This window comes from Acetobacter sp., from assembly GCF_047721705.1.
Taxonomy (GTDB): Bacteria; Pseudomonadota; Alphaproteobacteria; order Acetobacterales; family Acetobacteraceae; genus Acetobacter.
In genome coordinates this window covers 16,090-28,075 of the sequence record NZ_JBDNXK010000004.1, presented here as the reverse complement: position 1 = coordinate 28,075, position 11,986 = coordinate 16,090, and the positions used below count along the sequence as shown (strand labels likewise).

The window sequence follows — 11,986 nt, the reverse complement described above, 5'->3', positions numbered from 1 at the left end:
AAACCGTTCGTTGCTCTAATTTTCTTTTAAACTTCATATAGACGACAGCAGGATACCTTGGTGAAAAGCCCCGTCCGTTTTCCCATCTCCCCTGTTGTGGCTTCGGTGACCAGCCTGCTGCTTCTGTCAGGGTGCAATAAGAAAGCGCCTCAACAGGCCGCTCCACCGCCACAAAAAGTAGAAGTGCTGACTGTTCAGCCGCACTCCGTACAGATTCATACACGTATTCCCGGTCGCATTTCCGCTTACGAAATCGCAATGGTCCGCCCGCAGGTAAACGGCGTGATCATGAAGCGCTTTTTCGTCGAAGGCTCGGATGTGCAGGCAGGGCAACAGCTCTACCAGATCGATCCAAGTCTTTATAAAGCAGCGTATGACAGTGCCTCGGGCCAGCTTGCCCAAGCAAAAGCCAATGCCGTTACGGCGAAAGCTAAGCTGGAGCGTTATGGTCCTCTCATGAAGGCGCATGCGGTCAGCAAGCAGGAATATGACGACGCGCTCGCGGCCTCCCGCGCAGCTGACGCGCAGATACTCACGGCGCAAGGGCAGGTTGAAACCGCTGCAACCAACCTTCGCTATACGGAAGTGAAGTCACCGATTACCGGACGGATCGGGCGAACACTTCTGACTGTGGGCGCATTGGTGCAGGCGGGGCAGTCCAGCAACATGGCCGTCGTCACACGCCTTGATCCTATCTATGTGGACGTCAATCTGCCGGCCATTTCACTGCTGCGCCTGCGGCGTGAGGTAGCATCGGGTCAGATTCACACAAATCCGGACAATTCTGTCCCTGTTTCGCTGGAACTGGAGGACGGCTCCACATACGAGCAGCCCGGCAAGATGCAGTTCAGCGAAGTGAACGTTGATCAGGCAACGGCGACCGTCGTGGTGCGGGCTGTGTTCCCCAATCCACAGAGACTGCTGCTGCCGGGAATGTATGTTCATGCCACGCTTGATGAAGGCGTCAATCCACAGGCGTTGCTGGTTCCTCAGCAGGCTGTGACGCGGAACAGCCATGGCGACGCGCAGGTGCTGGTTGTCGATAGTGACGACAAGGTCCAGTTCCGTGGCATCGACGTCGGATCGACGCACGGCAACGACTGGATCGTGAATACTGGCCTCAAGGCCGGTGATCGGGTCGTCATCGTTGGATCCCTGAAAGTGCATCCCGGGGACAAGGTCACGCCCGCTCCCTTCACTGAAGAAGCACCGTCCGACAGCGGAAAGAATTAAGCCCACATGTCACGCTTCTTTATCGACAGGCCCGTTTTCGCATGGGTGATCGGGCTGATCATCATGCTCGTTGGCGCGGTGGCCATCTTCCGCATGCCGATCGCGCAGTATCCCTCCATCGCGCCGCCACAGGTCTCCATTAGTGTGACCTATCCCGGCGCCTCGGCGGATACCGTCAACAACACCGTTGTCAGACCGATCCTCCAGCAGATGTTCGGGCTTGATCATCTCGAGTACATCTCGGCGCAGTCCTATGCGTCTGGCCAGATGGAAATCGATCTGACCTTCGCGCAAGGAACGGATCCCGACATCGCGCAGGTGCAGGTGCAGAACAAGCTCCAGCTTGCGCAGCCCCGTCTGCCAACGGAAGTAACGACGCAGGGCCTGAGTGTTGCGAAGGCCGTGAAGAACTTCATGATGGTCGTGAGCTTCATCTCCACCGATGGGTCGATGAGCGCTCAGGACATTTCGGATTACGTGGCGTCCAACGTGTCCGATCCGCTTTCGCGCGTATCGGGCGTGGGCGATCACACGCTGTTCGGTTCGGAATACGCGATGCGTATCTGGCTCGATCCGCAGAAGCTCTACAGCTACGGCCTGACGGTCGGGGATGTTGAGGCGGCCATTCAGAACCAGAACATTCAGGTGTCCTCGGGTGAGCTTGGCGGTCTGCCTGCCAAACCGGGTGCGCGACTGGATGCGACCATCATCGGGCCGACACGGCTTTCATCGCCGGAAGAGTTCAAGCGCATCATTCTGAAAGTGCAGCAGGACGGCTCGCAGGTGCGTCTGGGCGATATCGGCACAGTTGAGCTGGGCGCGCAGAATTATGCCTTTACTTCGATCTATAACGGCAAGCCTGCCACAGGTATGGCGCTGAAGCTGACGCCGGGCGCCAATCAGCTCACGACGGAAGCGGCTGTCCGTGAGGAAATCGCGCGGCTTGAGAAATTCTACCCGGCTGGTCTGAAAACGGTTTATCCGCTCGATACGGAACCGTTCATCACGCTGTCCATCCAGGAAGTGGTCATCACGCTGGCGGAAGCGATCGCGCTCGTGTTCCTTGTGATGCTGGTGTTCCTGCAGAACTTCCGCGCGACCCTGATTCCGACGATCGCCGTGCCGGTGGTGTTGCTCGGCACGTTCGGCTTCCTGTCGGCGCTCGGGTTCTCGATCAATACGCTGACCATGCTGGCCATGGTGCTGGCTGTCGGCCTGCTGGTGGATGACGCGATTGTCGTGGTCGAAAACGTCGAGCGCGTCATGCACGAGAAGAATCTTTCTCCTCGGGAAGCGGCGCGCGTGTCGATGGATGAAATCTCCGGCGCGCTGATCGGCATCGTGCTGGTGTTGACGGCGGTGTTCCTGCCGATGGCGGCCTTCAGCGGCTCGACGGGCGTGATCTATCGCCAGTTCTCGATCACCATCTGCGCCGCCATGTGGCTTTCGGTGCTGGTCGCCATGATCATGACGCCTGCACTCTGCGCCACCATGCTCAAGCCCGGTCAGCATGAGAAGGACAAGGGGCTTGCTGGCTGGTTCAACAGGTCCTTCACACGCCTCACCAATGGTTATCTTCGTGGTGTCGAACTGATCATTGGCCATCGCGTGCTGTCCCTTATCGGTTTTGCCGCCATCACGGGTGTGGCTGTTTTCCTGTTCATGCGGCTTCCTGCGGGCTTCCTGCCGAATGAGGATCAGGGGCTGATTTTCGGACAGGTCACGATGCCGCCCGGAACCACGCGGGAAGAGACGGCAAAGGTCACGAAGAAGGTTTCGGATTACGTCCTGAAAACCGAAGGCGATAATGTTGAATCCGTTTTTGCGATGAACGGCTTCAACTTTGCGGGGCAGGGACAGAGCGCCGGTGCGTTCTTCATCAAGCTGAAGCCGTGGGATGAACGGCCGAAGCTCAGTCAGGGCGTGGACGCCATCGCGATGCGCATCATGATGCATTTCTGGGGTGACCCGGAGGCGCAGATCTTCGCGATCAATCCGCCCGCCGTGCTGGAGCTGGGCAATGCGTCCGGTTTCGATCTGGAACTGGAAGACCGGGGGCACATCGGACATCAGAAACTGCTTGCCGCGCGGAACATGGTTCTCGGTCGTGCTGCGAAGGACAAGCGCCTGATGGCGGTCCGTCCGAATGGTCTGGAAGATGCGCCACAATATCATCTCGATATCGATCGGGAGAAGGCGAGCGCGCTGGGTGTGTCGATTACCGATATCAATACGCTGATCGAAGGTGCGCTGGGTTCGATCTATGTGAATCAGTTCATGCGCGATGACCGTGTGAAGCAGGTCTATATTCAGGGAATGCCTTCCGCGCGCATGGTCCCGGTTGATCTGAGCGCGTGGTATCTGCGGAACAGTGCGGGAACGATGGTGCCTTTCAATGCTGTCGTGAGCGGAAGCTGGATCGTGGGGCCGCAGAAGGTCGAGGATTACAACGGTCTGAATTCGTACGAAATTCTTGGCCAGCCGGCATCCGGTTACAGTTCCGGTGACGCCATTGCCGCTATCACGGATATCCTCAAGGATCTGCCGGAAGGCGTGGGTTACGAATGGACGGGGCTGTCCTTCGAGCAGATGGCGTCCGGTTCTTCGACGGGACCGCTTTATGCCCTTGCCGCTGTCGTCATCCTGCTCTGCCTTGCGGCTCTGTATGAAAGCTGGGCCATTCCCGTTGCGGTCATTCTGGTCATACCGCTTGGCGTGCTGGGGGCGATCATTGCGACCCTATGGCGTGGTATGGACAATGATGTCTATTTCCAGGTGGGGCTGCTCACGACTGTTGGTCTGGCAGTGAAAAACGCGATCCTGATCGTCGAATTCGCCAAGGCGAACTTTGAAGCAGGGCAGTCACTGGAAGAAGCGGTGCTCAATGCGGGACGGGAGCGTTTGCGTCCCATCCTGATGACCTCCATCGCCTTCGTGCTCGGTGTGTTTCCGCTGGCCATTGCGTCTGGCGCAGGCTCGGCTGCGCGTGAAGCCATCGGCACGGCCGTTGTCGGCGGCATGCTGACGGCGACCTTCCTCGCCGTGTTCTTCGTACCGCTGTTCTTCGTGCTGGTGCTTCGTCTGTTCAAGGTGCGTCGCCTCTCGGAACGCAAGGATGACACCCATCTTCCCCCAACAGCGGCACCGGAGGCAGGCTGATGAAAGTCTTTTCCCGCATGGGTGGTGCCGCCACCCGTTCAGGATCGGTCGCGCTTGCCGCTCTGCTGCTGGCTGGCTGCACGATGACGCCGACCTACCACCGGCCGAAAGCACCTGTTTCCGACAAGTTTCCGGCCGATCCCATGCCGGCGGTCAAGGCAGGGAATGGCAATCTGCAAACGCCTGCGTCGGATATTGGCTGGTCGGATTTCTTCATTGACCCCCGTCTGAAAGCGCTGATTGCCATTGCCATGCGGGAGAACCGCGATCTGCGTCAGGCTGCGGCGAGTGTCGCGCAGGCGGCCGGGCAGTATGATATCCAGCATGCGTCGCTGTTTCCGCCAATCGGGGCGTCGGGACAGGCGATGTACATGCAGCCGTCGCAGACCGCCGGTTTCAGCTTTGCGCCGGGCGTCGGACAGAGCATCTCCACCTTCCGATACTATAGCGCTGGCATCGGGTTCTCTTCCTACGAGATCGATGTGTTCGGACGGATACGCAGTCTGTCGAACGCCGCTGCGGAAACGGCGCTGAAGCAGGTGGCGGCGGAGCGCGCCCTGCGCATCAGCATCGTGTCACAGGTTGCTAACGCTTATCTCGCATGGCTTGGCGACAAAGAAGTTCTCGATATTGCCATAAAGGCCACCGAAAACCTTGGTGAGAATGTCCGGCTCGTGCGTCTGCGTTACGATCATGGCGAAGAAAACCTGATGACGGTCCGTCAGGCGGAGACCCAGTATGATCAGGCGCGTCAGCTGCGCGCTCAGCAGGTACGGCTGGTTGCTCAGGACGAGAACAACATTACGCTTCTGATTGGCGCACCGATCCCCGCTGATCTACCACCACCCCGGCCTCTGGGCGAGCAGACTCTGATGGCGGACGTTCCGGAGGGGCTGCCGTCCGAACTGCTGTTCCGCCGTCCGGACATCATTGAAGCAGAGCACGATCTGTTGTCGGCCAACGCCAATATCGGCGCCGCACGGGCTGCGTTCTTTCCGAAATTCACGCTGACGGCCACCGATGGCATCAGCAGTCTGATGTGGCACCGGCTCTTCACGGCGCCTGCCACTACATGGGGCCTTCAGCCGAACATCTCGATTCCGATTTTCACATGGGGGCAGAACCGGGGCAATCTGGAAGCGGCCAAAGCCGAGCGCGATATGAAGGTGGCGGCCTATGAGAAATCGATCCAGACTGCATTCCGGGAAGTCTCGGACACGCTCGTCGCCCGTTCCACCTATATCGAGGAGGGACGACGGATGGATGATTACGTGAAGGAGATGGCCGACGCCTACAGACTGGCGCAAATGCGCTATTCCGTTGGCACGGATTCCTATCTCAACCAGCTTGTCATGCAGCGTAATCTGCTTCAGGCCGAGCAGTCGCGGGTCGCCGTGCAGGTGGCGCGCTATGAAAATATCGTCACCCTCTATCGGGCGCTCGGAGGTGGGTGGAGCGAAAAGACCCAGCGGTCTCCACGGGTGCCGGCCAAGCTCTAGAGCGAGAAGAGGCAAGGCGGCGATTGCAACCTGTTTGGGGCCGCATTATATGTCGCTCCAGATGCGGGTGTAGTTCAATGGTAGAACGGCAGCTTCCCAAGCTGCATACGAGGGTTCGATTCCCTTCACCCGCTCCAGAACCCGCTCATTGACGGGCTTTTACGAAGTTCTCGAAATTGTGAACGGTTGATCCCCCCCCAAGGAATGGCTCTATGCCATTCCCTGATGTTGCGCGGTGCGGTTCATTGAAGCAACATGACAACAAAGCAATCAGGAGCTTTCGATGACCCGTTTCCATCTTCATATCGTCGCCGCTGCAGCTCTGGCGGCTGGTAGTGCGTCTTTCATTCTGCCTGCTCACGCAGCTGATCTGCCGCCCGTTTATGGCCAGTCCCCGACGACTGTAGCGACCCCCGGCGATGTGGCCTCGGTTTCGCCCGCAAACGTTGCAGGCCTGTTGAACTATTGTGTTGAGACGGAACTCGTTTCGCATGACGATGGTGATGTGCTGCAGGCCAAGGTCAACGCCAAGACCAATGCCGTGCCGATGGATCAGAACGGCAACATGGATTACGCCATCGGCTCATCGGGTCAGTTCCTGATCTCAGGCAAGCGCTCCACGATCACGTCGCTTGATCATGATTCTCAGGGCAAGGTGTGTTCGGCCGTGCTGACGCGGGCAAAATCGCTGATCTGATTATCGGCGTATATTCCGCTCAAACAGAAGCCTTGCCCTTTTGGGGCAGGGCTTTGTTGTTTCAGGCTGGCGGAGACTTTTCCACCAGCGCGAACCGCGGCTGACCGCCGACCTCTTCCAGCCACATGGAAAGTGGGCGCACCCAGAATGTCCCGTGGGCCTCGCTGCGGTAGACCACCAGCCACTCCTCCGTCTCGCTATGGCGCGCCAGATGTAGCACCGTGTAGAGACCACCTTTGTAGTGCCGGTACAAGCCCGCAGGCACACGGCTTTCATCATTCATCAAGATGTATCGCTCCTTGGGTCGATCTTGGTTATGGTAGTGGGTAGGGTGTCTCTTCAACATCCCCTGTCATCGTCTGGTGGAGTTTTTCAGCCTTGCGTTCATTTGCCCTATCGGCCTTGAAAAAACAGTCGGTTGCTTCTCCGGTAAGGTGCATCCGGACCCTGCATCGTTCGGGCCTTGTGCTGGCGGCATTGAGCGTCGGGATCGGTCATTTCGAGGTGGCGCACGGCGCGACGACCACCCACCATAAATCAACGACTCATCATGCGACGGGCAGAAAGACATCATCTTCCGCTGCATCGCAGGCAAAGCCGGTGATTTTGTCGCAGCAGCCCAAAACAGAACTCGATAAAGCGGCCCGTATGCTTGCGGCGGATGATATAGCCACGTCTCGTCGTCATCATGAAGAGCCGTTGGTGCTCATTGGTTCTGCGCCGCTTTCCACGAAGAGGGGAGATGTTGCGCTTTTCATTGAGTTGCAGTCAGCAGCGCTTTGCGGATCGGCAGGATGCTCGACCGATGTCTATCTCAAGCAGGGCAGCAACTGGCGCAAGATTCTTGACTCCGTCAGCGGTGAAATCGCCGTTTTACCGACAAGTCACAAGGGAATGTACGATCTTGTGGTGGATGGTTCGGATCGCTGGATCTGGGACGGAACGACCTATCAGGACACGATTGGCGCAGCGCCGATTGGCAACCTGAGAGGCGAGATCGAACAGTTCCAGGAGCAGAAAGCAGCTGGCAAAAAAGCCAGTCATTGAGGACAGCGCAGACTACATGATCTTCGCTTCGGCCATGTAGTCTGAAAAGCCTGCTTATTCCTCTGACGCCGCTTCTTCCAGCGCGCCTTGTGCCGCGAACCATTCCTCTTCCGCCTGTTCTTCATCCTTCTTGATGGCGGCCAGCTTTGTCGTCAGTTTTGTGACTTCGTCGCCAGAGGCGTTTGCATAGAGAGACGGATCGGCGAGTTTCGCCTCGATTTTGGCCCGCTCCGTCGAAAGCTTTGACATTTTCGCTTCGGCATCCTTCACCCGCTTGCGCAAAGGCGCCTGTGCCTTCCGCGCTTCCGCTCTTTCGCGCCGCTCTTCCTTTTTGCCGGTTGTGGGTTCCGCATTGCTGGCTGCGCCATTCCGCGCCGCCGCCCGCGACCGTTCTAGAAGCCATGTGCGATACTCAGCCATATCGCCTTCGAAGGGCGTGATCTTGCCGTCGCCCACGAGCCAGAGGCGATCGGCAACCATCTCAACCAGATGTGGGTCATGGCTGATCAGCAGGACTGCGCCTTCAAACGCCGACAGGGCACGCACCAAGGCGTCCTTGGCGTCGAGATCGAGATGGTTGGTTGGTTCGTCAAGAATTAGAAGTTGAGGGGCGTCGCGCGTGGCAAGGGCAAGGAGGAGCCGCGCCTTCTCGCCACCGGACAGTTCCGACACCTTGGTTTCAGCCTTGGCAGCGTCAAGACCGAACCGTGCGAGTTGCGAGCGCACTTCTGTGGGGAGAGCCTGCGGCAATGCGCGCGCCATATGATCGATAGGCGTATCGTTCAACACCAGTTCTTCAGCCTGATGCTGGGCGAAATACCCGACTTTCAGACGCGAACTGTGATTCATCGTGCCGGACATTGGGGTGAGGCGGCCCGCAACCAGTTTGGCGAAGGTCGACTTGCCGTTACCGTTCGCGCCAAGCAGCGCGATGCGATCCTCCATGTCGATGCGGAGTGATATATTGGAAAGAATCGGTTTGCCATCGTAACCCACCGTCACGCGATCCATCGTGATCATTGGCGGTGGCAGCGGAGCCGGAACGGGAAATTCAAAGCGGGTAGGGGAATCCTCGACGACGCTTTCAATGACCGGCAGCTTTTCAAGCGCTTTCAGGCGGGCCTGTGCCTGCCGGGCCTTCGTTGCCTTGGCGCGGAAACGGTCCACAAACGACTGCATGTGTGCCCGCTGTGCCGCAACTCTTTCTGCGGCGCGGGACTGCTGAAGAGCCTGTTCGGTGCGGATACGGACGAACTCCTCGTAACCGCCGGGCGTGAGGGACAGCTTGCCCCGATCGAGGTGAGCGATGGCATCCACGCAGGAATCCAGCAGGCCGCGATCATGGCTGACAATCAGGGCAGCGCCGGAAAAGCGGGAAAGCCATCCTTCCAGCCAGAGGGTGGCTTCAAGGTCGAGATGGTTGGTCGGTTCGTCGAGCAGCAACAGGTCCGGTTCAAGGAACAGGGCTGTGGCGAGCGACACACGCATCCGCCAGCCACCGGAGAAATCCGAGACGGGCCGCGCCTGAGCTTCCGCGTTGAAACCGAGGCCCGAGAGGATGCTGGCGGCACGTGCGGGGGCGCTGTCCGCATTGATTGCCAGAAGACGCTCATGAATTTCCGCGATCCGCTGCGGATCAGTCGCCGTATCGGCTTCAGCAAGCAGGGCGGAACGTTCCGTGTCGCCTTCCAGAACGGTCGCGATCAGCGAGGCGGGGCCGGATGGCGCCTCCTGCTTTACACGACCAAGGTGGGCGCGGGCGGAAAGGCGGATGGTCCCGCCATCGGGCTGGATATCACCGGAAATCGCCGCGAGCAGTGTGGATTTGCCTGCGCCGTTGCGCCCAACGAGTCCCACCTTGCGACCCGGTTCAATGGACAGATCCGCCTGTTCCAGCAGTGTGCGCCCGGCGATGCGGAGGGTCAGATCATGGATGACGAGCAAACTCACGGCAGTCTCATACTAGAAAAAAAGCGTAAAGAATGAATCTGCCATAGCATCCAATGCCGCAAAGCCCTACCCGAGAGAGCGAGAATGCTCTAGAGGCTTTGCTGCCGCTGGATTATCCGCGAAGTCGTCCCTGCTGATTACAGGGCGAACAACTGAAGAGTATCAGGAGCCACACATGGCCGTTGAGCGCACCCTTTCCATCATCAAGCCAGACGCGACCCGCCGCAACCTGACCGGCAAGATCAATGCCGTGTTCGAAGAGAACGGTCTGCGCATCGTTGCTCAGAAGCGCGTCCAGCTGAGTGAAGCTCAGGCAGGCGCATTCTATGCTGTGCACAAAGAGCGTCCTTTTTATGGCGAGCTGGTGTCCTTCATGATTTCCGGTCCGGTCGTTCTGCAGGTTCTCGAAGGTGAGAACGCTGTTGCGAAGAACCGCGAAGTCATGGGCGCGACCGACCCGAAGAAGGCCGAGCCGCAGACCATTCGTGCCCAGTTCGCGGAGAGCATTGAAGCCAACTCCGTGCATGGTTCCGACAGCGCCGAGAATGCAGCGAACGAAATTCGCTTCTTCTTCGCCGAGACGGAAATTCTTCCGTAAGTCGGACGAAATGCTTCGGGCAGGATTTTTCTGCCCGAATATTTCTGGATAACGGGCACGGAGTAGCCGGAGAAAATCCCCGCTTTTCTCTCGGTGTGTCGGGTTCGCATGGGGATTGCAGAGAAACGAGGCCACAAAGATGTGGAAGTGTTTCTGTACCCTGATGGTTGGCGGGTAGGCCTCGGGGGCATAAAGGCGAATGGAAAAGACCGAGGGGTCTGACCTCCCGCACACACATCATATCCTCTCCAATACAGCGTGGAATCTCATCGGGCGTGTTTCGCCGGTGTTTGTTGCGCTGCTTGTGACGCCAAAGCTGATTCACATGCTTGGACTGTCACGGTGGGGTGTATTCACCATCGCGCTCAGCATGATCGGGACGCTCGGTATCTTCGATATGGGCCTTGGTCGTGCCATGACGCGCGCCATTGCAGACCGTCCTGATGGCAAAACTACCCCGGAAACGGCTGATCTCATTCTGACAGGCTGTGTTGTGCTCACCCTCATGGGTGTCGCCGGAGGACTGCTCGCGAGCGTGGTTGTCGGCTTATGGGTTGACCACGGGCTGAAGATTCCACCGGAGCTTCATTCGGAAGTCCTCTGGTCCATGTGGATTTTCTGCGCCACCGGACCGTTTCTCATGCTCAATGCTGCGTTCTGGAGCGTCTATACGAGCTATCACGCTTTCCGGACGGCCAATCTGATCAATATTCCGGTCTCCATTGCCTATTATGTAGCCCCATTGGGCGCACTTTATGTGTGGGATAGTCTCATTGCCGTCATGCTGACGGTGCTTGGGTGCCGTATCGCTCTGACGATCGCCTATCTGCCGCCTTTACTGAAACGTATCCCGGAATTACGACAGGCTCGTGTTCGCCCCAACCTGCTGAAACCGTTGCTGCGTGTCGGCGGCTGGATGACCGTTTCGAACATCGTCTTTCCGATTCTCAGCTATCTTGACCGGTTCATGATCGCCAGCGTGGTGTCGGCTGCCGCGACAAGTTATTATTCAACACCTGCGGATGTCGTGAACCGCTTCGGGATGCTGACCACGTCTGTCAGCGGATCATCTTTTCCGGCCTTGGCCGCCTCATGGCGCCGTGATGCGGGGCGTACCGCGAAAATCTACAGCACAAGCGTTCTCGTTGTTTCCGCTCTGCTGTTTCCGCCATGCCTCATTGCGAGCCTGTTCAGTCATCCGTTGCTTGCCCTCTGGATCGATCCAGACTTTGCCGCCCGCAGTAGCACCATCATGAAGCTACTCTGTCTCGGGATGTTCCTGAGTGGCGCGGACACCATCGCAGCCGGTCTGGTCGATGCGATTGGCCGCGCTGATGTGAATGCAAAATTTTCCATCGTTGAAATCATCATTTATCTTCCGGTCCTCTACTTTGCGCTTCTTTTCTTCGGTGTGCCGGGTGCTGCCTGTGCGTGGGCTCTCCGCGTCTGTGCGGACTATGGGATGCGGTCGCTCGTGAGTGTGCGCCTTTATCAGCCGCTTCGCCCCGCAGTCATAAGGGTGCTGCCTGCGACGCTTTCCGGCGCAGTGCTGCTCTGTCTTGCCACCATTCACATGAGCCTTCCGGTGGCATTTGGTGCGGCTGTCATCCTGTCGGTTGTTTTTTACGGTGTGCTGTGGAGCACCTGTCTCGATGCAGGCGAAAGAAGTGCCTTTATGTCCGTTGTGGAACGTCTCGCCAGGAAAATGAAAAAAGCATAGGTGATGCGATGAGGGCGTTTGAGCCCTCAGGTCATTGCTTTATCTGTGTTTTTCTGCGGAAATCACCTCCTGAATGAGGGTTC

Annotated in this window: 9 protein-coding genes and 1 tRNA gene; 8 read left to right on the top strand and 2 right to left on the bottom strand. The window is 58.2% G+C overall.

Annotated features, from left to right (window positions below):
- Positions 1–60 precede the first annotated feature (60 nt).
- The 5 genes from ABF824_RS01340 to ABF824_RS01320 all read left to right on the top strand — a co-directional run bounded on the left by ABF824_RS01340 (position 61) and on the right by ABF824_RS01320 (position 6,588).
- The gene (locus ABF824_RS01340) at positions 61–1,233 is read left to right on the top strand and encodes an efflux RND transporter periplasmic adaptor subunit (protein WP_415486019.1); all 1,173 of its coding nucleotides are present in this window, start codon (positions 61–63) and stop codon (positions 1,231–1,233) included.
- 6 nt (positions 1,234–1,239) lie between these two features.
- Entirely contained in the window at positions 1,240–4,392 is a 3,153-nt protein-coding gene (locus ABF824_RS01335) for an efflux RND transporter permease subunit (RefSeq protein ID WP_415486018.1), read from the top strand.
- Positions 4,392–5,891 (top strand): efflux transporter outer membrane subunit, encoded by a 1,500-nt coding sequence (locus ABF824_RS01330; protein ID WP_415486017.1) that lies wholly within the window; start codon positions 4,392–4,394, stop codon positions 5,889–5,891. The genes ABF824_RS01335 and ABF824_RS01330 overlap by 1 nt, the downstream gene beginning before the upstream one ends.
- Before the next feature lie 63 nt (positions 5,892–5,954).
- Positions 5,955–6,028 (top strand) — tRNA-Gly (locus ABF824_RS01325).
- A 146-nt stretch (positions 6,029–6,174) separates the two neighbouring features.
- Positions 6,175–6,588, top strand: coding sequence for an alcohol dehydrogenase (locus ABF824_RS01320; RefSeq protein WP_415486016.1), 414 nt, complete (start codon positions 6,175–6,177; stop codon positions 6,586–6,588).
- Positions 6,589–6,649: 61 nt separating this feature from the next.
- On the opposite strand, the gene ABF824_RS01315 is transcribed toward ABF824_RS01320, so the two are convergent.
- Positions 6,650–6,871, bottom strand: a complete 222-nt coding sequence (locus ABF824_RS01315) for a DUF1653 domain-containing protein (protein WP_415486015.1) — start codon at positions 6,869–6,871, stop codon at positions 6,650–6,652.
- A gap of 95 nt (positions 6,872–6,966) precedes the next feature.
- On the opposite strand from ABF824_RS01315, the gene ABF824_RS01310 reads away from it, so the two are divergent.
- The gene (locus tag ABF824_RS01310) at positions 6,967–7,635 is read left to right on the top strand and encodes a hypothetical protein (RefSeq protein ID WP_415486014.1); all 669 of its coding nucleotides are present in this window, start codon (positions 6,967–6,969) and stop codon (positions 7,633–7,635) included.
- A gap of 54 nt (positions 7,636–7,689) precedes the next feature.
- On the opposite strand, the gene ABF824_RS01305 is transcribed toward ABF824_RS01310, so the two are convergent.
- Positions 7,690–9,585 carry an ABC-F family ATP-binding cassette domain-containing protein gene (locus ABF824_RS01305; RefSeq protein WP_415486012.1) on the bottom strand — a complete coding sequence of 632 codons (1,896 nt, stop codon included), beginning with the start codon at positions 9,583–9,585 and terminating at the stop codon, positions 7,690–7,692.
- Between the two features lie 175 nt (positions 9,586–9,760).
- On the opposite strand from ABF824_RS01305, the gene ndk reads away from it, so the two are divergent.
- A complete protein-coding gene (ndk, locus tag ABF824_RS01300; protein ID WP_415486011.1) occupies positions 9,761–10,183 on the top strand; it encodes a nucleoside-diphosphate kinase in 423 nt (140 codons plus the stop codon).
- A gap of 199 nt (positions 10,184–10,382) precedes the next feature.
- A complete protein-coding gene (locus ABF824_RS01295; protein WP_415486010.1) occupies positions 10,383–11,903 on the top strand; it encodes a flippase in 1,521 nt (506 codons plus the stop codon).
- Positions 11,904–11,986: the final 83 nt, after the last annotated feature.

Coding starts and splice junctions, on each gene's coding strand:
- ABF824_RS01335 (WP_415486018.1), top strand. CDS start 1,240: ATGTCACGCTTCTTTATCGACAGGCCCGTTTTCGCATGGGTGATCGGG.
- ABF824_RS01330 (WP_415486017.1), top strand. CDS start 4,392: ATGAAAGTCTTTTCCCGCATGGGTGGTGCCGCCACCCGTTCAGGATCG.
- ABF824_RS01320 (WP_415486016.1), top strand. CDS start 6,175: ATGACCCGTTTCCATCTTCATATCGTCGCCGCTGCAGCTCTGGCGGCT.
- ABF824_RS01315 (WP_415486015.1), bottom strand. CDS start 6,871: ATGAATGATGAAAGCCGTGTGCCTGCGGGCTTGTACCGGCACTACAAA.
- ndk (WP_415486011.1), top strand. CDS start 9,761: ATGGCCGTTGAGCGCACCCTTTCCATCATCAAGCCAGACGCGACCCGC.
- ABF824_RS01295 (WP_415486010.1), top strand. CDS start 10,383: ATGGAAAAGACCGAGGGGTCTGACCTCCCGCACACACATCATATCCTC.